We start from the raw sequence: 25772 nt of genomic DNA, 5'->3' as shown, positions 1-25772 counted from the left end.
CGCAAAACAAGAGGTGATCACGGCACAGTCGGTTGCCCGGCTATGTACCAGTTACCTCACAACGGAGCCTAGACCAGACGACGAGCCGTCGCCCATCGCGTCAATTCGTGACGATTCGAGAGCTGCAACTTGCGCAGCACCGCCGACACATGGGACTCCACCGTCTTCACCGAGATGAACAGCTGCTTCGCGATTTCCTTGTACGCGTACCCCCGCGCGATCAGCCGCAGGACCTCCCGTTCGCGCTGAGTGAGCCGATCGAGGTCCTCGTCCACCGGCGGCGCGTCCGTCGAGGCGAACGCGTCGAGCACGAAGCCCGCGAGCCGCGGCGAGAACACCGCGTCCCCGTCCTGCACCCGGAAGATCGAGTCGACCAGGTCCGTACCGGTGATGGTCTTGGTGACATAGCCGCGCGCACCGCCCCGGATCACCCCGATGACGTCCTCGGCCGCGTCCGAGACGGACAGCGCCAGGAACCGTACGGGGTTCTCGGCGGCCCCCATGAGGGGGGCGCAGCGCCGCAGCACCTCCACCCCGCCGCCGCCCGGCAGATGCACGTCGAGCAGGACGACCTCGGGCCGGGTAGCCGTGATCACGGTGACCGCCTGGTCCACGTCGGCGGCCTCGCCGACCACCTCGACGCCGGTGGTGGCAGTCTGGCCGATTTCCGCCTGCACGCCCGTGCGGAACATCCGGTGGTCGTCGACGAGCACGACCCGTACGCGCCGCTGTGCGGTCTCTCCCGCAGCCTCGGTCTCGGTCATTCGCCCGCCCTCTCCATCTCCAGCTCGACCTCGGTGCCCCCGCCGGGCACCGAGCGAAGCCGTGCCGTGCCGCCGTTGCGCTGCATCCGGCCGATGATCGATTCTCTTACGCCCATCCGGTCCTGGGGCACCGAATCCGGATCGAATCCGGGCCCGCGGTCCCGTACGGAGACGAAGACCGTGCGGCCCTCGACCTCCGCGTAGACCTGCACCGCCCCGCCTTCGCCACCGTACTTGGCCGCATTGACCATCGCCTCGCGTGCGGCCTGCATCTGGGCGACCAGTTTCTCGTCCAGCGGGCAGTCGCCGACGACCACGACCTCCAGCGGGACGCCGTGCTTGTCCTCGACCTCGGCCGCCGCCTTCTTCACCGCGTCGGCGAGGGTGTCGGGTTCCTCGTCCTCGTCCTTGCCGGTTCCCTCGGGCTTGTAGAGCCAGTTCCGCAGCTCGCGCTCCTGGGCGCGGGCGAGCCTGCGCACTTCGCCCCCGTCGTCGGCGTTGCGCTGGATCAGGGTGAGGGTGTGCAGGACCGAGTCATGGACGTGCGCGGCGACTTCGGCACGTTCCTGGGCCCGGATGCGCATCGTCCGCTCCTCCGAGAGGTCCTGGGTCATCCGCACGAGCCAGGGCCCGGCGAGCAGCGCGACACCGGCGATCACGGCGATCGCCGCGGTCAGTACGTTGCCGAGCTGGGCGGCCGAGCCGCGGACCACGATGAAGACGGTCAGGCCCATGCCGACCAGGGCCACGCCCGCCAGCGCTCGGCCGAGCTGCAGCAGCCTGCGGCGGCGGCCGACCTCGGTCCAGCGGGCGCGCCGCGCGTTGTCCGCCTGCCGCCACACCAACACCACACCGGCGCCGATCAGCAGGATCGGCCAGACATACCGGCCGGCGCTGCTGCCCATCTGCACATTGCCCGCGAAGATCGCGGCGCCGACGAGGAGCGCGACCATCGCGAAGAGCTGGCCCTTGTCGGGTTTGCGCAGCCTGCGTCTGCCGTCGGCCGTGGTCTCGAACACGGAGCGCGGCTCGGCGGTCCTGCCCCCGACGCCGAGCGGCACGACGATCCAGAAGACCGCGTACAGCAGGACGCCGAGTCCGTCTGCCATGAACAGGCCGAGGAAGACCAGCCGTACCCAGATGACGGGCAGCCCGAGATGGCCCGCCAGGCCCCGTGCCACACCGCCGAGCATCCGGCCGTCCGCGCTGCGGTACAGCTTGCGCAGCGGCTGCTCCTCGGGCACGGGGGCGCGGGAGGGTCCGGCGGGTCGGGGCGCGGCGACTGGCATGTTCCGATCGTCACACGCGGGGACAGGCCGCGGTATCAGGGTCGTCCCTTAAACCGACCCTGATCCGCGCCCGGGGGCGCGCGTCCGATATCAGGGAACGGCCAGGGTCGGGGTGGGTGCCGCCGGTACCCGCGGCCCGTCACCATGGACGTATGACTCAGCCGACCACTTCGCCTCAGGCGCAGCCGGATGTGGCGCCCGAAGCGCAGCAGCTGCGCCGCGCCTCCCACCAGAAGGTCGTGGCCGGTGTCTGCGGCGGGCTCGGGCGTTACTGCGACGTGGATCCGGTGATCTTCCGGATCGTGATCGGCGTGCTCTCCGTGACCGGCGGTCTCGGCCTGATCTTCTACGGCTTCGCCTGGCTGCTGATCCCCTTGGAGGGCGAGGAGGAGAACGAGGTCCGCAGAATGCTGTCGGGCCGGGTCGAGGGCGCCTCGCTGGCGGCCGTGCTGCTCGCGCTGATCGGCTGCGGAGTGTTCCTGTCGATGCTGAGCAACGGCGGGACGCTCGCCTTCGCCGCGATGCTCTCGATCGCGGTCGCGGGCTCGGCCGTGTGGTCGCAGCGCCGCCGTGTCACCGCGCCCGGCGGGGCGCCGCTGGATGCGGCGACGGCGCACGCGGTGGCCGAGGCCCCACCGGAGACCAAGGCGCCGCCCGCTCCCGACAGCCCCTCGTGGTGGCGGGATCCGATCGTCAAGGACGGCACGACGGGCCCGGTGCCTTCCGGCTATCTGTGGGGTCCGGAGGATGCCGTTGTGGAGGCGGCGCAGGCCGGTGCACCGCCCCCGCGGCGCACGTCCTCGGCGCCCCCGCAGTCGCGCGGCCCACGCGGAATCGGCGGCACCGTCTTCCTGTTCGCCCTGCTCGCGGGCGGTCTCGGCACCGGTCTCAGCTGGGACGGCAATCCGCTGGGCACCAGCCTTCAGATCGGACTGGTCTGCGCGCTGGCGGTGTTCGGGCTGGGGCTGCTGGTCAGCTCGCTGCTGGGCCGTACCGGCTTCGGCACGATCATGACGACGATGATCACGGCAGTACTGCTGGCGGGCGCGGCCGTGCTGCCCAAGGACATCAGCACCCAGTGGGTGCGTACGGGCTGGAAGCCCGCCACCGTCGCAGCCGTGCAGGAGCACTACGAACTGGGTTCGGGCGTGGCGACCCTCGATCTGTCGTCCCTCGCCGTGCCCGCGGGTCGGACGGTGTCGACGAGTGCCGAGGTCGGGGCCGGCCGGCTCAAGGTCGTCGTGCCGAAGAACGCGCCGGTGAAGGTACGGGCCGAGGCGGGCATCGGCGACATCCGTCTCCCCGACGACGCGCCGAACGACATCGACGTCTCGGCCGGCAAGGAACGGCAGGAGACGCTGCCCGCCCCCGCGGGGGCGAAGCCGTCGGGCACTGTGGAGCTGAACCTCGAAGTGGGCATCGGACAGGTGGAGGTGACCCGTGCCGCGTCGTGAACTCCGGCATGGTTTTAGGCCGGGCAAGCTGGTCGCGGGTCTCGCCGTGCTGGCCACAGCGCTGCTGTACGCGGGCGATGCGGCCGGCGCTTGGCAGACACCCTGGTTCGTGGTCTTCCCGGTCGTCTTCGGCGGTCTGTTCCTGGCCGGGGCGGTGACCTGGATTCACTACGGAATCCGGCGCCGCCGCTCGGCCAGAAGGGCGTCGAGAGAGAACACCGCGGCGCCGCCGAGCACCAGCGGCAGCCAAGCCATGAGATAGGCGAGATCGTTGCCGTAGTAGTACGGCTCGGTCTGCCAGCTCACGGTCAGCCACAGGCTCAGCGAGATGAGCGCACCGCCGAGCGCGGCGAGCCGGGCCAGCAGCCCGACCAGGGTGCCGATGCCGACGGCCAGCTCACCGAAGGCGATCGCATGGCCGAAGCCCTCGGGGCTCTTGAGCGCAAGATCGACCAGGGCGGGCACGGCGGAGGTGTCGCGCACGCTGCGCATCAGCTCTCCGATGGAGCCGCTGCCGCTGGCCGCCATGAACTGGCTGTCGGTGAGTTTGTCGATGCCCGCGTAAATGAAGGTCACGCCGAGGAAGATCCGCAGCGGCAGAAGGGCGTAGCGGCTCGCCCTCTCTCTCCAGCTGCCACGCCCGCCGTCGGCCGGTCCGTAGCCGGCCGTCGTCCGATATGTGTGTGTCATTACTGGTCCCGCCTTCGGTTGACCCGTCAACTGACCATACGTACGACGAAGCCGGGCCGCTCACCAGCCGTGCGGCTCACTCTGTGACAGACGAGTGTGGTGAGTCGGGCCTTCACATGTCTCAGTCCTGCACCTGGATCGGACAGCGGTTGCTCTCCACGCCCGCCGCCGTCACCACCTGGACGTCCACCTGCCCGGGCTCGACCTCGGCCGGGACCTGCACCGTGAGACCCGTGTCCGTCGGGTTGGCGAAGCCGCCCGGGACCGGGATCAGCGGGACATGGACATGCACCGCGCCAATACGGACGACCATCCGGGCCAGGCGGTCGGGCGCACCCGCACCCGGCGGCACGAAGCCCGCGCCGCGGATCTCGATGTCGTCGCCCGTACGGATGGGGGCGTCCAGATCCCCGGCCTCACGGGCCCGTACGACCGAAAGGACGACCGGAGGGCCGCCCTCCGCGTACTTCCCGGCGAAGTACGTCGCCGCCGAGACCGCGACCAGGAGCGCGAGCCCCCACGGCAGATCGGGCAGTTGCTCGGGCCGCCGCGCCAGCCGTACCAGCGCGAAGGTCACGGCAACGGCGCTGACCAGCGCGTACTGCACATCCGCGAAGCTGCCGCGCCCGCCGTCGTCGCAGAGCAGATCCGCGAGGCGCGGGCGGTCGGCCCGGATCTTCTGCAGCCGCCGGTTCGTGACGCGCACGGCCACCACACTGCGTACGACTACGGCGATCCCGCACACCAGGGCGAGGACGGACAGGATGCCCGCGCCCCGGGCCAGATCCAGCCCTTCGATCAGCGCGTCCCGGTCGGTGGCCGAGGAGGCCCCGGCCAGCTGGACGGCGAGCACCAGGACCGCGAAGACGACGAGCAGCACCCAGGCGGTGGCGACGGCGCGGGAGGTGGAGAGGCGGTTGTCCTCGCCGATCAGCGGCGCGAGGAGACCGCCGCGCGAACGGTGCAGCCGCGCGGCCGCGGTCAGCAGCCCGCCGACGGCGACCGCAGCGATCAGCCCTGCCGTCCGGGCGCCGGTCCAGCCGGCGCCGATCGCGGTGGCCGCCGCACCGAGCACCAGCGCCCCGACGCTCACCCAGACGATCAACAGCGAGCGGCACCAGACCAGTTGGAGCCAGGCCTCGCCCTCTTCACGGCTGCGGTCGGCGACCGCGCGGGCCGACTGGTACAGCTCGTCCGACACCCACTGGCGCGAGGCGCTCGGCGAGTGCGAGAGCGCGACCGGCAGCCCCTGTCCGGCGGCGAGCTCGTCCCGCTTGGCGATGAAGGCCGCCACGGCACGCCGATGCTCTTCGCGCGCGCCGTGCGTGCATTCGTCGCACTGTCCCGCTTCCTGCACCGCCACGACCGACGCCGCCCTTTCCGCGTACCGACTGAACTTCCGTGCAATTCCTGGGAATTGTGCCGTACGGAAGGGGTCCACGCTCCGGCGCCGAAGGCCAGGGCGGGTGAATGTGCCGTGCCGAGATTGACTTCGGCCACCGCGTGACCGGGTTGTGGGGCTATTGAAGCAGCCCCGGCTCCTCCTGGCTGATCTGCCGCCACAAGGGCTGGTAGTTGATCCACGCGACAAGATCACTGCCGAGCTGATCGCGCGTGGCCACCGCGTCCCGGTGCTCGATCAGCACGGGCTTGCCCGCCGCCCGGGCCGCGAGCTGCACCTGCGCGCAGCGCTCCATCGAGATGAACCACCAGGCCGCCGCGTCGACCGAGTCGCCGACGGTCAGCAGCCCGTGATTGCGCAGGACGACGGCCTTGTAGGCACCGAGGGCGGCCGCGATCCGTCGGCCCTCCTCCTCGTCCACGATCACTCCGGTGTACGAGTCGACCAGCGCGTGGTCCTCGTAGAAACCGCAGGCCTCCTGCGTGATCGGCTCGATCAGCTCACCGAGGGCGGACAGCGCCCTGCCGTGGACGGAGTGGGTGTGCGCGACGGCGACGACATCCGGCCGGGCGCGGTGCACCTGCGCATGCACGGCGAACGCGGCCTGGTTGACGTGGTGGCGCCCGACGACGACCTGGCCCCCGTCGTTCACCAGGATCAGATCACCTGCCGTGACCTGCGCGAACGGCACACCGAAGGGATTGACCCAGAAGCAGTCGGTGAACTCCGGGTCGCGCGCAGTGATATGGCCGGACACCCCGTCCTCGTAACCGAACCGCCCGAAGAGCCGCAGCGCCCCGGCGAGCCGCTCCTTGCGGTAGGCCCGCTCGTCCACCACGGACTCGTGCACGGGCGGCATGGCGAAGCGCAGCTGCTCGACGGGGATGGGAGGGGGCGTCTCAGTCATGGCTGGAAGCTACCTTCGGGTACCCGAAGTGACCAGAGACTTGGCACGCCTTGTACGAGAATGCGCTCATGACCGACACGACATCTCCGCTGGTCCCGCTCCTCGGCCTCGAACCGCACATCGAGGGCGGCTGGTTCAGGGAAACCTGGAGGACGGCGGGCTCGACGACCCCGCCCGGCTACCCCGGCCCGCGCGCGTACGCCACCGGGATCTACTTCCTGCTGCACCCCGGTGAGAGCTCGCGCTGGCACCGCGTACGCTCCGACGAACTCTGGCTCTGGCACCGCGGCGGCCCGCTCCGCCTCCGCTTCGGCGGCACGGACGAGAAGCCGTCCGAGACGCAGAGCCTGACCCTGGGCCCCGCGGTGGAGTCCGGCGAACAGCCCCAGCTGCTGATCCCGGCCGGGACCTGGCAGGCGGCGGAGCCCGCGGGCGACGAGCCGGTCCTGGTGACCTGCATCGTCGCCCCGGGCTTCCACTACGAGGACTTCGAGCTGGAGCAGTCCTAGGTCCTGTCCGGCCGATCTTGCCGGGCTCGCGTGCCCTGGCACGCACGCTCGCCGCGTTGTCGTCAGTCGCCGACGCTCCGCGTCGGCTCTCCCCCTGCCTTCGGCGGGGGGACCCCCATCCTCCGGCCTGCGATCGCACGCACCAGACCCCGCTCACTGATCCGGCCTGATCGACCGGACAGAACCTAGCGGGCCTTGGAGCTGGTTACTCCCACTCGATGGTGCCCGGCGGCTTGCTCGTCACATCGAGGACGACACGGTTCACGTCCGCGACCTCGTTGGTGATCCGCGTCGAGATCTTCGCCAGGACGTCGTACGGCATCCGGGTCCAGTCCGCCGTCATGGCGTCCTCGGACGAGACCGGCCGGAGCACGATCGGGTGGCCGTAGCCAAGCGTCACCCTGCACGCCGACGCGCTGCGCACGTCCGCGAGCAGCACGACCGGGCACTGCCAGATGTCACGGTCCAGGCCGGCCGCGGTCAGCTCCTCGCGGGCGATCGCGTCCGCCTCGCGCAGCAGGTCCAGGCGGTCCTTGGTGACCTCGCCGACGATACGGATACCGAGGCCCGGGCCCGGGAAGGGCTGGCGCTGGACGATCTCGTCGGGCAGGCCGAGCTCCTGGCCGACCATCCGGACCTCGTCCTTGAACAGCTTGCGCAGCGGCTCGACGAGCTCGAACTCGAGGTCCTCGGGAAGGCCGCCGACGTTGTGGTGCGACTTGATGTTGGCGGTGCCGCTGCCTCCGCCGGACTCGACGACGTCAGGGTAGAGCGTGCCCTGCACGAGGAACGCGACGTCCTCGCCGTGCTCGGCCTCGGCGATGATCTCGGCCTGGGCCTGCTCGAAGACCCGGATGAACTCGCGGCCGATGATCTTCCGCTTCTCCTCGGGGTCGGAGACCCCGGCCAGCGCGCCGAGGAACCGCTCCTGCGCGTCGACGACCTTCAGCTGGACGCCGGTTGCCGCGACGAAGTCCTTCTCGACCTGCTCGGTCTCGCCCTTGCGCATCAGACCGTGGTCGACGTACACGCAGGTGAGCTGGGAGCCGATGGCCTTCTGCACGAGAGCTGCGGCAACAGCGGAGTCGACTCCTCCGGACAGACCGCAGATGGCCCGCTTGCCGCCGACCTGCTCGCGGATGGCCTCGACCTGCTCGTCGATGACATTGCCGGTGGTCCACGTCGGCTCGATGCCGGCGCCGCGGTAGAGGAAGTGCTCAAGAACCTGCTGGCCGTACGTCGAGTGCATCACCTCGGGGTGGTGCTGGACTCCGTACAGCTTCTTCTGGTCGTTCTCGAAGGCCGCGACCGGCACGACGTCGGTGGACGCGGTGACGGTGAAGCCCTCGGGCGCGGCCGAGCAGGCGTCGCCGTGGGACATCCACACGGGCTGCTCGGCAGGGGTGCCCTCGAAGAGGGTCGAGCCGGTCTTGGAGACATGCAGCGGTGTACGGCCGTACTCACGCGCACCGGTGTTGTCGACGGTCCCGCCGAGCGTCGTCGCCATCAGCTGGAAGCCGTAACACATGCCGAAGACTGGGACCCCGGCCTCGAAGATCGCGCGGTCGAGACGGGGAGCGCCTTCCGCGTACACGGAGGACGGGCCGCCGGAGAGAATGATCGCCTTGGGGTTCTTGGCCAGCATCTCGGCCACGGGCATCGTCGACGGGACGATCTCGCTGTAGACCCGGGCCTCGCGGACACGGCGGGCGATGAGCTGGGCGTACTGCGCGCCGAAGTCGACGACGAGTACGACGTCTGGCGCGGCAGCGGGGGACGCTGAGGACACTGGCGGCCTTCCGGCGGTGGGAGGGGGTCGGTTTTGTCGATTCTACCGGCGCGCCGGTACCGCTTTTCGTCTCACCATCCGAACCGGGTTTTCGCCGCGGACGGCCGGCGGTCCATACTTCCGCCATGCACAAGCAGATGACCTTCGTCTTTACCTATGGCACCGGCCCGTCCGGCTGCCATGGTCGTGCTGCTTGAGCCACTGACAAGCAACTTCCCAGGCGCCCCGGGCCGACAAGGCCCGGGGCGTTCTGTCATTTCCGGGCCGTGCCGATCCGGGGCCTCCCGCAAAGGAGCCCACCATGACCGTCACCGAGCAGACCGTGACCGAGCAGACCGGCGCCCGCACCGAAGAGGCCGCGGATCTCATCACCGGCGCCCGCGAGCGCATCGACGCGCTCGACGACCGGATCATCGGCCTCGTACAGGAACGGATGGCGGTGTCGGCCGTCATCCAGGAGGCCCGGATCTCCTCCGGCGGCCGCCGTGTGAATCTGTCGCGGGAAATGGAGGTTCTCAGCCATTTCCGCGACGCGCTCGGAAAGCCCGGAACGGCGCTCGCGATGACGCTCCTGGAGCTGTGCCGGGGGCGCATCTGAGGCCGCGCGGAGGCGTGCGGAGCCGCATCTGAGTTCGGGCCCATCCTCACCCGTACGGCGCGTGACCGCGCCCGGCGGGGCTTCGTTGGTACCGATGTCCGTGCCAGCCAGGGGCGGACTTCGTAAGAAACCACGCGTGGCTTCGCTGGGGCGTGTGACGTACCGCAGGTACGTCGTGGGACCTCGCCCCAGCGCGCGTGACCGGTCGGCAGGGGACAGCAGCCCGGTCACCCCAAGGGCGGTCGGCTCCGGGGACGCCCGGGGCCGACCGCATCCGGTCCAAACGGTTGCGCACGCCGCAGCCCGTCCAGCACGATGCAAGAGAAGCGCGTCCCCCTCTGCGCGAAACAACTGCCAAAGGTCGATACCACCCGAGCGCCCTCTGCGCGCCGGGGCGGCGACCTTCCCCACGCGGCGCTACCCCCCGGCGCCGCGCCTCGGCACCGGCGCTGCCCTGACGTCGGTGCTGACCCCCAAGGGCCCTGCGGTGGTGCATCCGCGGGGCCCTTGGCCGTCTCCGCACCCTCAAGTGGCATGTGACGGGGGCCACATAAAGTTTCTGTGAGTCCGAGGGCAACCTTTTCAGCCACTGGCCGGTCAAGCATGCGAAACAACGGCCTCACCTGTGCACCCCCACCTCGGTAGGCCCTCAAACTCCGTGCCGTGTCACAGCGGTACGCCTGGACTTCACTGAGGTCTTAATGAAGCTTCGCCGCGCTATGGCCGTCGCTGCAGCGACCGCTGTCATAGCACCCGCCGCGTTCCTGTCGGCTCCGGCCGCGTTCGCGACGGAAACCCCGGTTGCCACCGAGTCGCCGTCGGCCGAGGCGCCGAGCAGCTCCCCGTCCGAGACGGCCAGCGCCTCCCCTTCGGAGACGGCCAGCAGCACCCCCTCGGCCACGGCGACCACGCCGGCCGCGGACCAGAGCAGCACCCCGCCGGCCACCCCGAGCACGCCGGCCACCTCGTCGGCCGCGACGCCGAGTGCCACGGCGAGCGAGCCGGGCGAGGACGACGAGTTCGAGTGCGAAAAGGGCTCCATCCAGGTCTCCCTCGGTGGCTTCCCGAACAAGATTGTCGCGGGCAGTGGCTGGAAGAACTTCACGTACAACGTGAAGAACACGGGCAAGACCGACATCGAGAGCCTGCTCGTCTACACCGTCGCCACGTACGCGGACGGTCTCGAGAACCCCGACGACAAGCTCGTCAGGAAGTACGCGCACTTCGAGTACAAGGACCCCGAGTCCGGCGAGTGGGTCAATGACCTCGCCGGCTCCGGTTTCAACAACGGCATCTTCTTCGGCGAGTTCCCGCTCGACGCCGGCCAGAAGGTGACGATCGACCTCCGCGTCAAGATCGACAAGGCCGCCCCTGCGGGCGATGGCCTCGCGATCGCGGCCGGCACCTACGACAACGGTGCCGACGACGAGTCGTTCAAGTGCTACGACAACGGCGACATCTACCCGTTCGCGATCGTCAAGGCCGGTAGCAACCCCGGTGACGTCGACGACTCGAAGCCGAACGGGCAGAAGCCGGACAGCGACGTCAAGCCGCAGGGTGGGGCCAAGGAGCTCCCGGTGACCGGCAACCTCGCGTCGACCGGTTCCAGCTCCATGCTGCCGACCGTCGGGATCGCCGGTGGCATCGCCGTCGTCGCCGGTGCCGGTGTCGTCTTCGCGATGAAGCGCCGTCGCAGCGGTGACGCCACCGCGTAACACCCGGCCCCAGAGCCAGAAGGCCGCTGCACTCGGAGGGGGGTGCAGCGGCCTTCGTATGTCCGAAAGTGTCAGGACTGCTTCGGCGGGACCGCCGGCATTCCCAGGAACGGCAGCCTCAGCGCGCCGAACGCCGAGTCCGGCACCGCCGGTGACTTCGGAGCCACCGCCGGGAGGCGTTCGTACGCCGTGCCCTGCTGCGGGCGGGTGTCCTCCTCGCCGTTGTTGGGCCAGAGCGACATCGCCCGCTCCGCCTGTGCCGTGATCGTCAGCGACGGGTTCACGCCGAGGTTCGCCGAGACCGCCGCGCCGTCCACGACCGAGATGCCCGGGTGGCCCCACAGCCGGTGGTACGGGTCGATGACCCCGTCCTCGCCGGAGGCGCCGATCGGGCAGCCGCCCAGGAAGTGAGCCGTCAGCGGGGTGCCCATCAGTTCGCCGATGTTGGAGCCCGGGAAGCCGTTGATCTCCTCGGCCAGGAGCGACGCGGCGCGGGTGGCCTCCGGGATCTGGTTCGGGTTGGGCGCGCCGTGGCCCTGTCGGGCGGTGAGCAGGCCCTTGCCGATGCCTTTCGGCTTGCGGTACGTCGTCAGGGAGTTGTCCAGCGACTGCATGACCAGACCGATGATGGCCCGCTCCGACCAGCGGCGGCTGGAGAGCGAACGGGCCGCGAGCCAGGGGTGCCTGGCCATGTTGCCGAACCAGGCCGCGACCCGGGACCGGGCGCTGTAGGGGACCTGGAGGATCGTGAGGCTGCCCATGGCGTTCGAGCCCCTGCCGTAGCGCACCGGCTCGATGTGGGTGTTCTCGTCGGGGTGGATCGAGGACGTGATGGCGACTCCGCGCGTGAAGTCGACCTTCTCGGCTCCGTGCTTCTTGCGGTAGCGGCGGTTGTCCGTCAGGGCGCCGACCAGGGCCTCGGAGTTGGTACGGGTCAGCTCGCCCAGCCGCGGCGAGATCCGCGGCAGCAGGCCGCCGTCCTTCATCCGGTGCAGGAGGGTCTGGGTGCCGTACGTGCCGGCGGCGATGACGACCCGGCGCGCCGTGAACGTACGCCCCTGGCCCTTGCGCTTGTTGTCGCTGGGCAGGGTGCTGATCGCGAAGCCGCCGCGCGAGTCCTCGGTGACGGTGACGACCGACGTCATCGGGTGGACGACGGCGCCGGCCTTTTCCGCCAGGTAGAGGTAGTTCTCGTTGAGGGTGTTCTTCGCGCCGTGGCGGCAGCCCGTCATGCATTCCCCGCACTCGGTGCACGCCTTGCGGGAGGGACCCACTCCGCCGAAGTACGGGTCGTCGACCTCCTGCCCCGGTTTGGCCGTCGATGTGCCGTCGGCGTCCTCGCCGTCGCCGAAGTAGACGCCGACCGGGGCCATGTGGAAGCTGTCGCCGACGCCCATCGCCTGGGCGGTTGCCTTGAGGTGGACGTCCGAGGGGGTCATCGTCGGGTTGAGCCGCACGCCCAGCATCCGCTTGGCCTGGTCGTAGTACGGAGCGAGCTCCTCCTGCCAGTTCGTGATGTCCCTCCATTGCGGGTCCTCGAAGAAGGCCGCGGGCGGGACGTAGAGAGTGTTGGCGTAGTTGAGCGAGCCGCCGCCCACCCCCGCGCCCGCCAGCACCATCACATTGCCGAGCAGATGGATGCGCTGGATGCCGAAGAGGCCGAGCGCCGGGGCCCACAGATAGTTGCGCAGATCCCAAGAGTTCCTGGGCAGCGTCTCGCGGGTGAAGCGGCGGCCCGCCTCCAGGACGCCGACCCGGTAGCCCTTCTCGGTCAGCCGCAGCGCGGAGACCGAGCCACCGAAGCCCGAGCCGACGACGATGACGTCGTAGTCGTACTCGGATTCGTCCTGATTCCCGGCAGGTTGGGGGGCAGGGGCTAGCTCGGGCATGGCTCTCCTCGGTGCGTAAAAGGTGAACTATCGAAGGCGCAGGGCCTTCATCGCTTTCAGGCTGCGGCTCATGAACGCGGCGTACTTCTCGTCGTCCATGCCGAAGGACGGCGCCAGCGGCATCAGCCTCTGCTGGGCGACGGTCTGTGCCTCGGTGTACTTGAGGATGCCCTCCGAGCCGTGCCGCCGGCTGAGGCCGGAGTCCTTCATGCCGCCCATCGGGGACTGCACGCTGCCGTACGCGGGGGCGTAGCCCTCATTGATGTTGACGGTGCCCGTGCGTAGCTTCGCGGCGACGGCGTGGCCGCGCTTGCCGTCCTTGGTCCAGACGCTCGAATTCAGGCCGTACGGAGTGGCGTTGGCCTGCTTGACGACCTCGTCCTCGTCCTTGAAGCGGTAGATGGAGACGACAGGGCCGAAGGTCTCCTCGGTGCACACGGCCATCGGCGACTCGACGCCGTCCAGGATGGTCGGCTCGTAGAACAGCGGGCCGATGTCGGGGCGCGCGACGCCGCCCGCGACGAGTGTGGCGCCCTTGGCGACGGCCTCCTCGACATGACGGGTGACGGTCTCCAGCTGGCGCTCGCCGACCAGGGAGCCCATGTCGGCTCCGTACGCGAGGGAGTTGCCAAGGCGCATGGCCTTCGTACGGGCGGCGAACCGCTCCAGGAAAGCGTCGGCGATCGACTCGTGGACGTACAGCCGCTCGATGGAGATGCACAGCTGGCCCGCGGAGGAGAAGCAGGCGCGGATCGCTCCGGCCGCGGCCTTCTCGATGTCGGCGTCGTGCAGCACCAGCATGGCGTTCTTGCCGCCGAGTTCGAGGGAGACGCCGATCAGGCGGGCGGCCGCACCCTGGGCGACCTCGCGGCCGGTGCGGGTGGAGCCGGTGAAGGAGACGTAGTCCGCGTGCTTGACGACCTCCGGGCCGACGACCGGGCCCTCGCCGATGACGATCTGGAAGACCTCGGCGGGCAGTCCGGCTTCGATCAGCAGATCGCGGGCCCACAGCGCGGTGAGCGCGGTCTCGGTGTCGGGCTTCATCACGACGGCGTTGCCGGAGACGAACGCGGGCAGCGCGTCACCGACGGAGAGCTCGAACGGGTAGTTCCAGGGCGCGATCTGGCCGACGACGCCGCGCGGCTGGCGCAGTTCCGTGGTCTTGGTGAGGACGGGGACCACGCCCGTGTGCCGCTTGGGCTTGAGATAGGCGGGCGCCTTGCGGCCGTAGTGACGGGCGGCGACGGCGACGGCCTGGACCTCTTCGTGCGCGTGGAGGCGGGCCTTGCCGGTCTCCAGCTGGATGAGGTCGAGGACCTCGGCCTGGCGCTCGAGGACGAGGTCGTGGAAGCGGAGCAGGACGGCGGCGCGGGCGCGGGCGGGAGTCGCGGCCCACGCGGGCTGGGCGGCGCGGGCGCGCTCGAAGGCCTCGGCGACGTCGTCGGGGGTGGACTCGGGCAGGTCCGCCAGCTTCTCCCCGGTGAAGGGGGCGTGGTTCGCGGTTCGGCCGGAGCCGATCACGCCACGGGTGAGCTGGGCGACCACCTCGGGAGTGACCACGTCGGCGGCGGTGCGCGCACCGGCCGGGGCGGCGGCTGTCGGATTGGTGCCGGGGGCGGCGGCGGGGGCCTGCGAGTCCGTCATGGGGGCGAGAGTATGCCGCATCCGGAACTTTGGGTACCCGTCGGTAACGGCTTTTCACCAGGCCCTCACCATCGCGCCAGCGATCACTGGCAGATAAGCCCTGATCAGGGGCTTGTCCCGGGTATTCCGGGCTTCGGCCGCTCTCGTACCGGCCCTTGGAGAGCCTCGATCTTCACGTGCTCGACCACCTGGTCGAAGAGCCCTCGACCACTCGTCGAAGAGCCGGGCGCCCTCCGCGGCCGCCCTGACGTCAGCCTGCGGGCGTGAAGGAGTCCAATGCGGTGTCGAAGTGCCGCCGCGCCTCGTCCGTCCTGTCGACGGGGGCCGAGACCCACACGTCGTACATCGTGCCGTTCTCGTCCCAGCAGATGTCGAACGTGTGCCGGTCACCCTCGGCCTCGGAGAAGCCGTTCCAGGTGAACTCCCAGAGCGCGGCGGTCAGTCCGTTGTGCGTGGTCGGGGTGACCTTGGCGTCGCGGTAGCCGGGGTTGGTGTTCGGGCCGTCCGCGTCCGAGCGGCGCATCGTTCCGAGCGGCCCGTCGGCGGCCGGGCTCTGCACCCGGATGCCGATCCTGATGTCCTGGTCCGGCGCCATGTAGTAGACCCGCTTGTCGTCCTGGGAGCGGGAGAAGCCCTCGGGGACGACGAGCGCGAAGCCGCCTGGGTCGGAGACCGCGAGATACCCCTCGGGCGCGACGGGTTTCTTGGCCGGGGGCGGTGTGGGCGACGTGGTCACGGTCACCGTCGGGTTCGGCCTGGCCTTCGCGGCGGGTGACTGCTCCGTACGCACCGGAGGCCAACTGCTCTCGGCCGTAGAGCCCGGACCCGCTTCTGCGCTGCTCCCTCCGTCGCCGTGGAGCAGGACCGCTGCCGCCCCTCCCGCCCCGGCCAGCGCGGCGACGAGCGCCGCCGCGACCAGCAGCGGCGCACGCCGGCGTCCGGCACGCGCGGTCCCGGGGGCCTCGGGCTGCCGCGGCGCAGCCGCAAGCGGCGTCGGCGCACTGTCCCGGAGGCCGTTCCGGCGGGGATCGACGCGGGTGTCGGGGCGGGTGTCCCGTCGGGTGGCGGCGTCGCGCCCGGCAGGCACCGGTACGGCCCCCGTCGTGACGTACGTACGCAGCAGCTCCTCCGCCTCCGTCGCGCCGAGCCGGCGCTCAGGGTCCCGATCGAGAAGCCCCAGCACGACCGGCAACAGCGGCGCCGCCTGGGCGGGCGGGCGGATCTCGTCCTCGACGACGGCGTGCAGGATGCCGCCCAACGAGTCGCGACGGAACGGCGATTCACCGCTCAGCGCCGCGCAGAGCAGTACACCCAGCGACCACAGATCCGACTCGGGCCCGGCCGTCTCGCCCTGCATCCGCTCCGGCGAGGTGTACTCGGGCGATCCGACGAACGACCCCGAGTCGGTGATCGTCGTGGACCCGGCGAGCTGCGCGATCCCGAAGTCGGTGAGGACGACCCGCCCGGTGGACTCCTCGATGAGCACATTGGCGGGCTTCAGGTCGCGGTGCAGCACCCCCAGTTCGTGCGCGGCCCGCAGCGCAGCCAGCAGGGCGAGCCCGATCCGCGCCGCCTCCGCCACATCGACCGGTCCGCCGCGGCTGATCCGCTCGGCGAGCGAGCCGCCGTCGACCAGTTCCATGACGATGTACGGGAGTCCGTCGTCGACGACCACGTCATGGACGACGATCACATGCGGATGCTTGACCCTGGCAACGGCGCGGGCCTCACGCAGCGGCGCGGCCGTGGACGTGTACGGGGACGCCGAACGGCCGCCCCTCGCATCCTCCGGATGGAGCTCCTTGACGGCGACGCGACGGCCGAGCAGCTCGTCGTCCGCACGCCACACGGTGCCCATGCCTCCGCGTCCCAGCCGGTCCAGAAGCCGGTAGCGGCCCGCGATCAGCCGCGTTTCCTCGGACACGCAACTCCCCCTCGATCAGCCTGCGTCCATCATGCCGGAGGCCGCCAGCCCCGGAGCATGATGTCGAACTGCTGACGCGTCGTCGCCCAGTCGTCCGCCGGGCCCGACATGTAGAGCGCGTACTCCGTGCCGTCCTCCTCGATGTATATCTGGTCGATGGCACGGCGCGGACCGGGGAAGGTCGTCTTCTCGTGCCAGGTGAACTCCCAGCAGGCGGAGTTCACCTGGTCACGGTAGGTGTTCTGGCCGAGCTTCAGCCGCTTGTACTGGGGAAGCCGCTTCGCGAGACCCCGCTCCATGTCCAGCACGTGCGTATACGGATTCTCGAAGTCGGGCGAATCGTTACTGCTGATCCGGATGCGGTGCTTGCCGTTGTCGGGCGTGTAGTCGACCTGGTCGCCGTCCGTCTGGCGCGTCCAGCCTTTCGGTACGAGCAGGCTGAAGCCTTCCGGATCGTTCACGCGGTGCCAGCCGGCCGGCTCGGCCGAGGAAGGGCCCGGCTTGGTCGAGGAAGAGCCGGGCTTAGTGGTCGCCTGGTCGCCCGTACGCTGTCCGCCATCGTTGTCGCGGCCCGCGTACTCCATGGCGGCAAGTCCCGCGCCGACGCCGACAACCGCCGCGAGTACGACGACGATCGCGGCCCTGCGCAGCCTGCCGCCGCGGCGCGGGGGCGGCGCGGCCTGGGCCGTCGTGCCCGCTCCGGAGCCGGAGCCGGAGCCGGAGTCGGTGTCCGGACCCGGAACAGGCACCGGAGCGGGGGGCGTCGGCGTCGGAAGGTGCGTGGTCACGGGCCGGGTGTGCCGCTCCGTCGCCCGCTGGGCGGGCACCTGCGGCGTACGCGGGGCCGCCCGGCGCTCTCCCATCGCTTCCGCCAGCATCCGCTCGGCCTCGGCGGCCGACGGGCGTTCAGCGGGATCCTTGCGCAGCAGCGCCATGATGACGGGCCCCAGGGGGCCCGCCCACTCGGGATGACGCGGCTCCTCGCCCACCACGGCCTGCATGCTGGCGAGCGGCGACGAGCGCCGGAAGGGCGACTCGCCCTCCACCGCCGTGTACAGCGTCGCGCCGAGCGACCAGAGGTCGGAGGCGGGTCCGGGGTCCGCGCCACGTACCCGCTCGGGGGCCAAGTAGTCGATGGACCCCACGATTTCCCCGGTCCGGGTGATCGTCGAGTCGCCCTCGATCGCGGCGATCCCGAAGTCGGTGATCAGCACCCTGCCGTCGCGGTTGAGCAGGACGTTGGCGGGTTTGACATCCCGGTGGAGCACTCCGGCGGCGTGCGCGGCGCCCAGCGCGCGCAGCACGTGCAGCCCGATGCGGGCGGCCTCGGCGGCCGGGATGCGTCCGGACTCCTTGGCCGCGTCGGCGAGCGAGGGCCCGTCGACGTACTGCATCACGATCCAGGGACGGGCGTCGTGTTCGAGAACGTCGTGGACGGTGACCACACCAGGGTGGCTTATCCGGGCAGCGGCCCGGGCCTCCTTCTGGGTGCGGGCGTGCAGAACGATGCGGTCCGCCTCGGAGACATAGCGCCCGGCGGTCAGCTCCTTGACCGCGACGACCCGGTGCAGCACCTCGTCGTGCGCGCGCCACACCTTGCCCATGCCGCCGCTGCCGATGGTCTCGCTCAGCCGGTACCGTCCGGCGAGCAGCAGACCCGCACCCGTGCTTTGACTGTGTTCCACGTCCCCCGCCCAGTTTCCTTGGGATGACAGGTTACGGAAGTGAAGTACGGGCGCGGAACCCCGGATGCCTCAAGTGACCAGGCCGTGATGCTAGCGGGTGGTCCGATAGGCCTTTGTGGCCTCCTGGTAGACCTCGGTCACCTTGTCGCGCTGGTCCTCCGGTCCGATCACCTGGATGACGTGGTAGCCGCCGCCGATGACGAGGGCGAGATTGCGTACGTACACCTCACGGCCGTTGCTGTCCTGCCAGGTGAACTGCCCTTCGGCCATGACCTGTTGCCCGACCTCGATACGGCGCAGCCCGGACGCCCCGGCCCAGGACGAGTCTCGCCACGGCTGGAGTTCACGCTCCTTGTCTCGCTGATAGGTCAGCGGATCGTCGCCGTTCGCTTTCACGGTGTCACGGCCGGGGACGACGATCAGAGTGAAATTTCCGTCGGTGTAGCGGACTTGGCCGACATCGTTGATCGGGCGGCGCTGCCACGACTTGTCGACGGCTATCTGGAAACCTTCCGGATCCTTGCGCAGCGCGTAGCCGTACGGGAGGTTCCCGGCGGGTGCGGAGGTCTGCGGCTGCTGGGCACCGGGGCTGGTCGCCGGAGTCGACGGCCGGTTGTCGGGGGTGGCGGGGTCCGGGCTCGGACTGGTCGCCGGCGGGCGCCCGCCGTTCGCGCCCTGGGAACGGTCCTGCTGCGAGTCCGCCTTCGGCATGAACACCACGGCATACGCGACGGCCGCGACCAGCAGGAGCAGTATCAGCAGCAGGAGGGTGCGGCCGAGGGAACGCGGGCCGCGCCGCTCACGTTTGGCCTTCTTGTGGCGATGGCGGCCGTGCACCACTTCGGCCGAGCCGCGGCGTTTGCGCACCAGCTCGCCCCGGCGGCGTACGACAGGCAGCCGGGAGCCGTCGACCGCCGTCGACGGGACCGGCACGACGTCCATCCCCGCCTCGGGCTCGGGCGCGGACCGTACGAGCGAACGCAGCCAGCCACGCAGCTCCTCGAAGTCCGGGCGCTCCGTGGGGTCCTGGCGCAGCAGCGACTCGACGACAGGGCGCAGCGGGCCGCACTCCTCGGCGAAGGCGGGCGGCTCGGAGCAGACGAGCTGGACCAGCTCGACGGCGCTCTCCTCGGGGTACGGGGCGTGGCCCTGGACGGCCCGGTAGAGCAGGGCGCCCAGCGCCCAGAGGTCGGTGGCTGGGCCGACGGGGGCGGCCAACTGCCAGTTCTCATGGACGGGTCCGGCCTGCTCGGGGGCCCATCGCTCGGTGACAGCGCCGACGACGGCGATCCGCGCCTGCCGGGCGCGCTCTGCGGCCAGGGGTGTGGCGGGGCCGAGGTAGGCGGGTGTGCTGCCGCCCGCGACTATCTCGTCCCAGCGCCCGGTGGGCGCCTGGACCTCGGCGACGACGGGCCTGCGCTGGACGTCGGCACGCTGGGCATCGGCACGCAGCGCGTCCTGGGCGGTCCCGCCATGACGGGCGGGTGCGGGCACGTTGTCGGTACGGGGGCCGGGGAGTGTGGGGCGGGTGCCGTACGGGTCGTTGTGGCCCTGTGCCGCGGGACGGCCTGCGCTGGGGCTGCCGGAGCTGGGGCTGCCTGGGCCGGGGCTGCCGCCTGCCGGGAGGGGGCGCGGGCCGTCCTGGGCCGGGAAGGCGCCGTCGTGCCACGTACCGGCCAGCCTGACGCGGCCGGGGGTGCCGGACCAGCCGCCGTCCTCTTCCTCGTCGTCGATGTCGTCGTCCATGCCGAGATCCGGGCTCGGCTCGCCCGGACGCCGGGCCCACCAGTCCGGGTCGAAGCCCGCCTGGACCGGACGGTCGCCATCACGCTCGTCCTCGCCGGCGCGCGCCGCGGCCCGTGCGCCCGCGCGGTACGCCGCGATCGCACCCGCCCTCGCGGCCCGGGCGTCCACCGCGCCGGTTCCGGGCCCCGGCAGGGCGACCCGGGCGCCGGACGAAGCCCCGTACAGCCCGTCGTCCTCTCCGTCGTCCTCGCCCTCGGCTGCGTCCCTGTACCCGTCTTCCCCGTCCTCCGGATCCGCGTACGTATCCGCCTCCAGGAACGCCGGTTCCCCCGACGGCGCGGGCGCCGCGGACGGCACCGAAACCCCTGCCAACTCGTCCGGAGGACCGGGCACCGGGGCATAGCCGCACAGCGCCTCCTCCGCCGCTCCCGACGCCAGTCCGGTCAGGACCACGCGCCCGTCGTCGCAGACGAGGACCGTTCGGGAAGTGATGTTGCGATGGGTCCAGCCGTGCGCGTGCAGCACGCGCAGCGCGGTCAGTACGTCGGAGGCGATCTCGGCCGCCCGGTAGGGGCTGAGCGGCTTCTCCGCCAGGAGCGCAGCCAGCGGCCGCGCGGCGACCCGTTCGCTCACTATCCAGAGCGAACCGCCCTCCGCGAAGACGTCGAAGACCTGGTCAAGGCGCGGATGGTCGGGGATCTGGGCGGCAGCCTGCGCGGCCTCGATGGCCCGCCGCACCGCCGGGTCCGTGGGCCGCCGTGTCGTACGCCCCTGGGCTCTGCGCGGTACCGCCGCCCCGGCCAGGCCGTCCGTCTCGACGACCTCGGCGTCCACGACCTCCGGCAACGGCACCTGCCGCACCAGGACTTCCTGCCCGCTGTATGTGTCGAACGCGCGGGTCTCCACCAGTTCGTACTCGTCGGAGGGTGGCAGCGGCAGGCGGTAGCGGTCGGCGAGCACCCTTCCCGCATAGTCGTCCACGTCGCCTCCCCACGCCCGCGCTTGTCCCCCGGACGGCCTCAAGGGTCACACCAAACCGTCAATTCCGGTCGTTTGACGGCTACTTACGACCCCTTGCGGCTGCGTACCGTCCGCGAGCTCTCACGATACGTGTCCTGACTCAGTCCTTGGGCTTGAATGTGGCGAACGCCGTCTTGCGCAAGGTCTCGCACTGCGTGCTGTGCCACTCGCTCGCCTTGCACGTGATCATGATCGAGTAGCCGTGCCCGGCATCCACCTTGAAGCCCCTGTTGAGGACTCGTACCCGCTGGCCGCCCTGATCGCGCTCGAACTGCCAGTCGGCGACGGTCGGATAGCCCTTGTACTGGACCGGCTTGATCCCGAGGTGCTTGTAGCCGTCGCTGCTGGCGGCGGTCGCCAGCCTCAGCCCCTCCCAGGCAGCGGCGGCGTCGTCCGTGGGACTGCCGTTGAAGTCGACCTGAACGCGCGGGAAGCCACCCTTCTGCAGGTTGAATATCCCGCCGGAGTTCTCGCCCGCGATGCCGGTCATCGTGAAGCCCTTGGGCATCGCCATGGTGAAGTGGAACTGCTCGTTCGAGACCATCACGTACCCGGCCGGGATGCCGCCCCGGCCTGCGGGGGCGTCGGTCCTGGGCCCGCCGGAAGGCTGCCCGCTCTGACCGTCCCCGGTGCCGGAGCCGTCCTTGGCGGCGCCCTTGCCCTTGCCCCCGTCCGCGGTGCCACCCGCGTCCGTGCCCTTGCCGCCGGTCACCCCGGCCGAAGTGGACTTGTCTTTGCCCGACTTGTTCTTGCCGTCCTTGTCGCCACCGCCGAGCGTCAGATAGAGCACGGTCGCCAGCACGGCGAGCGCGACAACAGCCGCGATGACCATCAAGGTGCGGCGGGGAACCACATCGGTGAGCGGCGCCCGCACCGGCTCGGGCCGCGCGGCCGGCGCCTGCGGCGCGGGCTGCGGCTTCGGTTCCGGCTTGGCGGCCGCGGCGGCGTTGCGCACGGAACGCAGCGCACCGCGCACCCGGTCGGCCGCCGGGTCCTTCGGCCTGGCCTCCGGCGGGGGCGGGGGAAGCGGCGGCAACGCGACGACGCGGGTGGCCTCCGGCGAGGGCTCGGGCTCGGCGGGCGGCTCCGGCGCCTCGGGGGCGTGCAGCACCCTGGTGAGCAACGCCCGTGCGCCCGCGTCGTCGAGACGCTGATCCGGGTCCTTGGCGAGCAGGCCGTAGATGACCTCCTCCAGCGGGCCCGCGTTCTTCGGCGGGTCCAGCGGCTCGGTCATCACGGCGGTCAGCGTCGCGATCGCGGAGCCCTTGTCGTACGGCGGGCAGCCCTCGACGCTCGCGTACAACAGCCCGCCCAGCGACCACAGGTCGGCGGCCGGCCCGGGCTTGTGACCGCGGGCACGCTCCGGCGAGATGTACGAGGGCGCGCCGACGAGCATGCCGGTCGACGTGATCGACGGGTCGCCCTCGACCTGCGCGATACCGAAGTCGGTGAGCACGACGCGCCCGTCCTCGGCGATCAGCACATTGGACGGCTTCACATCGCGGTGCAGGATGCCCTCGCGGTGCGCGGAACGCAGTACGTCGAGGATCGCGAGCCCGACCTCGGCAGCCCGCCGGGGCGTCAGCGTGCCGTCCTCGCGCACGGCTTCGGCCAGGGACTTGCCCTCGACGAGCTCCATGACGATCCACGGGCGGTCGTCCTCGTCCACGACGTCGTAGACCGTCACCGCGCTGTTGTTGCGGATACGGGCGATCGCCTTGGCCTCGCGCATGGTGCGCGTGATGAGGCGGCGCTTCTCTTCCTCGTCGATGCTGCTGGGGAATCGCAGTTCCTTCACGGCGACGGTACGGCCGAGGGTCTCGTCGACGGCCCGCCACACGGTGCCCATCCCGCCGCGCCCGAGGACGCCGCCCAGCCGGTACCGCCCGGAGAGCAGCCGCCCCTGGGCCTCCCGCCCGGAACTCCGCCCGGCCGCACCCGCCTTGACGGGCGCGGTTGCCCCGGACTCGGGTGCCTTGGGCTCAGGTGCTTTGGTCTCAGGCACCTTGAGCTCAGGTGCCTTGGTCTCGGGGGACGTGGACTTGGGTGCCTTGGTCTCGGGCACCCTGAGCTCAGGCGCCTTGGTCTCGGGGGACGTGGACTTGGGTGCCTTGGGGGACGTTGCCCGGGGAGCCTTTGACGCACCGGCCCCGGACACGGCCCCGTCACCGCGGCCCGAGTCGGACTCCGGCCCTGAGTCCTGCCCAACGGCGCCCCGCCCGGAAGCCTTCACAGGCTTCTCCGGCTTCTCCGGCTCGGCACCGGACGCCGGTTCGGCCTCCGATGCGGGCACCGCCTTGGACTCCGGCTCCGCGTCGAGCTTCTTCTCGGGATCCTGGGACTCCGGCCCGGTGTCCTGAGACTCCGTCTTGAGCTCCGTGCCGGAATCCTGCCCGGCGTCCCGCTGGGGCTCCTCGGCCGTTTCCCGCTGGGGCTCCCGCGCCTGCTCCGCCTCCGACATGCGTCCCCTCTGCGATCCCTGATCTTCGCCCGCGCCTGCCGCTTCCCGCGCGATGCGGTAACCCGCCCTGGCAGAGCCCCCATTGTCCCTCACTCCGGGACCGGCGCTTCTCCCGGGTCCGCAGTCCGCCAGGACAGGTCCAGAAGCGTGGGAGCACCCACCATGCCATTACTCGCGGTGAAGCTCACCGCTTGGCTGGTCGGGGCCCTGCCCAGCCAAGCGGAACACCCCCCTCCGGCCACACTCGCCACCCCGAACCGACCCTCCGGACGGCCGATTTCCAACGGGTCGGGGGCCGAAAACAGGGTTCCGGCAGAAAGCCAGCGGGACAGGCCGCGCGGACGGGCCGGGCAACGGGATCAGATCGGCACGATGTCCGGCGCCCCCAGCCGCGCCGCGTCCGCCGTCAGGTCGTCCGGCTGCCGCTGCGACTCGCGCTCCGCCTCCACCCGCTTCTCGTAGTGCTCGATCTCCTTCTCGATGTGCTCCTTGGCCCAGCCCAGCACCGGTGCCATCAGCTCCGCGCACTCGCGCGCACAGCGTGTCCCCCGGTCGAAGGTCTCGATCGAGATCCTGGTCCGCCGTGTCAGTACGTCATCGAGGTGCCGCGCCCCTTCGTGCGATGCGGCATAGACGACCTCGGCCCGCAGATAGTCCTCCGCGCCCCCCAGCGGCTCCCCGAGCTTCGGGTCGTCGGCGATCAGTGTCAGCAGTTCCTCGATGAGCGAGCCGTACCGGTTCAACAGATGCTCCACGCGGACCACATGAAGCCCTGTCCGCGCCGCAGTCCTCGCCCGCGCGTTCCACAGCGCGCCATAGCCCTCGGCCCCGACGAGCGGGACGTTCTCCGTGACGCACGCGGCCACCCGCTGGTCGAGCGCGTGCACCGCCTCGTCCACCGCGTCCTTCGCCATCACCCGGTACGTCGTGTACTTGCCGCCCGCCACCACCACCAGGCCGGGCACCGGATGCGCCACCGTGTGCTCGCGCGACAGCTTGCTGGTCGCGTCCGACTCCCCCGCGAGCAACGGCCGCAGGCCCGCGTACACCCCCTGGACGTCATCGCGCGTCAAAGGCACCGCCAACACGGAGTTGACGTGCTCGAGGAGATAGTCGATGTCCGCGCTGGACGCGGCCGGATGGGCCTTGTCGAGATCCCAGTCGGTGTCCGTGGTCCCCACGATCCAGTGCCGTCCCCAGGGGATGACGAACAGCACGGACTTCTCGGTCCGCAGGATCAGCCCGGTCGTCGAGTGAATCCGGTCCTTGGGCACCACCAGGTGAATGCCCTTGGAGGCCCGCACATGGAACTGCCCGCGCTCCCCGATCAGCGCCTGGGTGTCGTCCGTCCACACCCCGGTCGCGTTGACGACCTGCTTGGCCCGGATCTCGTACTCCCCGCCGGACTCGACGTCCTGCACCCGCGCTCCGACAACCCGCTCACCCTCCCTCAGAAAGCCGATCACCCGCGCCCGGCTGGCGACATGGGCCCCATAGCTCGCGGCCGTGCGTACCAAGGTCGCCACATAGCGGGCGTCGTCCATCTGTGCGTCGTAGTACTGCAACGCCCCGACCAGGGCGTCCTTCTTCAGGCAGGGCGCGACCCGCAGCGCCTGCCGCCGCGACAGATGCCGGTGGACGGGCAGTCCGCGGCCATGACCCGACGACACCGACATCGCGTCGTACAGCGCGACACCCGATCCGGCGTAGAGCCGCTCCCAGCCCTTGTGCTGGAGCGGATAGAGGAACGGCACCGGTTTCACCAGATGCGGCGCCAGCCTCTCCAGCAGCAGCCCGCGCTCCTTCAGCGCTTCCCGGACGAGCGCGAAGTCCAGCATCTCCAGATAGCGCAGCCCGCCGTGGATCAGCTTGCTCGACCTGCTCGATGTGCCCGACGCCCAGTCCCGCGCCTCGACCAGACCGGTGGAGAGTCCTCTCGTCGCGGCGTCCAGCGCGGTCCCTGCTCCGACCACACCCGCGCCGACCACCAGCATGTCCAGTTCACGCTCGGCCATCTTGGCGAGCGCCTCGGCACGCTCCACCGGTCCCAGTGTCGCTGTCCTCACTGCTGCCTCCCGTCGCCCCCGTACGGCCCCTGCGATCGGGCTCACAACGTCGATTCTGTCCGCAGTCGACGACTTCAGCCACCGCCTGTGGATAACACTCGGACAGCCACGAGCGCACAATGCGGCATATCGGTCATATTTACGCCTAGTGTGACATTGCGCCTGCCCGTTCTGCCCAGAGGGCTTGCGCTCAATGTCCCCGCGGCTTATAGGGAAGGAC

At 70.7% G+C, this 25772-nt stretch carries 17 protein-coding genes; 4 read left to right on the top strand and 13 right to left on the bottom strand.

Annotated features, from left to right (window positions below):
• Nucleotides 1-68: 68 nt before the first annotated feature.
• Nucleotides 69-764 carry a response regulator transcription factor gene (locus tag OOK40_RS26320; RefSeq protein ID WP_266486690.1) on the bottom strand — a complete coding sequence of 232 codons (696 nt, stop codon included), beginning with the start codon at nt 762-764 and terminating at the stop codon, nt 69-71.
• Entirely contained in the window at nt 761-2053 is a 1293-nt protein-coding gene (locus OOK40_RS26315) for an ATP-binding protein (RefSeq protein WP_266486689.1), read from the bottom strand. Before OOK40_RS26315 ends, OOK40_RS26320 begins: the two co-directional genes overlap by 4 nt.
• Before the next feature lie 152 nt (nt 2054-2205).
• Between OOK40_RS26315 and OOK40_RS26310 the strand changes: the two genes are divergently transcribed.
• On the top strand, nt 2206-3507 hold the full coding sequence (locus tag OOK40_RS26310) for a PspC domain-containing protein (protein WP_266486687.1): 1302 nt from the start codon (nt 2206-2208) through the stop codon (nt 3505-3507).
• A 168-nt stretch (nt 3508-3675) separates the two neighbouring features.
• Here OOK40_RS26310 and OOK40_RS26305 read toward each other — a convergent pair whose 3' ends face one another.
• The 3 genes from OOK40_RS26305 to OOK40_RS26295 all read right to left on the bottom strand — a co-directional run bounded on the left by OOK40_RS26305 (nt 3676) and on the right by OOK40_RS26295 (nt 6506).
• Nucleotides 3676-4197 (bottom strand): DoxX family protein, encoded by a 522-nt coding sequence (locus OOK40_RS26305; RefSeq protein WP_266486685.1) that lies wholly within the window; start codon nt 4195-4197, stop codon nt 3676-3678.
• Between the two features lie 121 nt (nt 4198-4318).
• Nucleotides 4319-5560, bottom strand: a complete 1242-nt coding sequence (locus OOK40_RS26300) for a hypothetical protein (protein ID WP_266486684.1) — start codon at nt 5558-5560, stop codon at nt 4319-4321.
• 157 nt (nt 5561-5717) lie between these two features.
• On the bottom strand, nt 5718-6506 hold the full coding sequence (locus OOK40_RS26295) for a class II aldolase/adducin family protein (RefSeq protein ID WP_266486683.1): 789 nt from the start codon (nt 6504-6506) through the stop codon (nt 5718-5720).
• A 68-nt stretch (nt 6507-6574) separates the two neighbouring features.
• On the opposite strand from OOK40_RS26295, the gene OOK40_RS26290 reads away from it, so the two are divergent.
• Nucleotides 6575-7015 carry a cupin domain-containing protein gene (locus tag OOK40_RS26290; protein WP_266486682.1) on the top strand — a complete coding sequence of 147 codons (441 nt, stop codon included), beginning with the start codon at nt 6575-6577 and terminating at the stop codon, nt 7013-7015.
• Nucleotides 7016-7220: 205 nt separating this feature from the next.
• Here the strand turns inward: OOK40_RS26290 and guaA are convergent, their stop codons facing one another.
• Entirely contained in the window at nt 7221-8804 is a 1584-nt protein-coding gene (gene guaA / locus OOK40_RS26285) for a glutamine-hydrolyzing GMP synthase (RefSeq protein ID WP_266486681.1), read from the bottom strand.
• Between the two features lie 301 nt (nt 8805-9105).
• On the opposite strand from guaA, the gene OOK40_RS26280 reads away from it, so the two are divergent.
• Nucleotides 9106-9402 (top strand): chorismate mutase, encoded by a 297-nt coding sequence (locus OOK40_RS26280; RefSeq protein ID WP_266486679.1) that lies wholly within the window; start codon nt 9106-9108, stop codon nt 9400-9402.
• Nucleotides 9403-10121: 719 nt separating this feature from the next.
• A complete protein-coding gene (locus OOK40_RS26275) occupies nt 10122-11117 on the top strand; it encodes an LPXTG cell wall anchor domain-containing protein (protein WP_266486677.1) in 996 nt (331 codons plus the stop codon).
• Nucleotides 11118-11188: 71 nt separating this feature from the next.
• Here the strand turns inward: OOK40_RS26275 and OOK40_RS26270 are convergent, their stop codons facing one another.
• From OOK40_RS26270 to OOK40_RS26240, 7 genes are all read right to left on the bottom strand, one after another.
• Nucleotides 11189-13006, bottom strand: coding sequence for a GMC family oxidoreductase (locus tag OOK40_RS26270; protein WP_266486676.1), 1818 nt, complete (start codon nt 13004-13006; stop codon nt 11189-11191).
• Between the two features lie 27 nt (nt 13007-13033).
• Nucleotides 13034-14650 (bottom strand): succinic semialdehyde dehydrogenase, encoded by a 1617-nt coding sequence (locus OOK40_RS26265; protein WP_266486675.1) that lies wholly within the window; start codon nt 14648-14650, stop codon nt 13034-13036.
• Between the two features lie 250 nt (nt 14651-14900).
• Complete coding sequence (locus OOK40_RS26260; protein WP_266486673.1) at nt 14901-16574, bottom strand: serine/threonine-protein kinase; 1674 nt, start codon at nt 16572-16574, stop codon at nt 14901-14903.
• A 29-nt stretch (nt 16575-16603) separates the two neighbouring features.
• Nucleotides 16604-18259 (bottom strand): serine/threonine-protein kinase, encoded by a 1656-nt coding sequence (locus tag OOK40_RS26255; protein ID WP_266486672.1) that lies wholly within the window; start codon nt 18257-18259, stop codon nt 16604-16606.
• Nucleotides 18260-18349: 90 nt separating this feature from the next.
• On the bottom strand, nt 18350-20986 hold the full coding sequence (locus OOK40_RS26250) for a protein kinase (RefSeq protein ID WP_266486670.1): 2637 nt from the start codon (nt 20984-20986) through the stop codon (nt 18350-18352).
• Between the two features lie 139 nt (nt 20987-21125).
• Nucleotides 21126-23486 carry a serine/threonine-protein kinase gene (locus tag OOK40_RS26245; protein WP_266486669.1) on the bottom strand — a complete coding sequence of 787 codons (2361 nt, stop codon included), beginning with the start codon at nt 23484-23486 and terminating at the stop codon, nt 21126-21128.
• A gap of 359 nt (nt 23487-23845) precedes the next feature.
• On the bottom strand, nt 23846-25552 hold the full coding sequence (locus OOK40_RS26240) for a glycerol-3-phosphate dehydrogenase/oxidase (RefSeq protein ID WP_266486668.1): 1707 nt from the start codon (nt 25550-25552) through the stop codon (nt 23846-23848).
• Nucleotides 25553-25772 lie beyond the last annotated feature (220 nt).

The sequence above is a fragment of the Streptomyces sp. NBC_01481 genome (assembly GCF_026339995.1).
GTDB lineage: Bacteria > Actinomycetota > Actinomycetes > Streptomycetales > Streptomycetaceae > Streptomyces.
The sequence above is the reverse complement of the archived record's forward strand: the minus strand, read 5'-3'. Positions and strand labels throughout refer to the sequence as shown.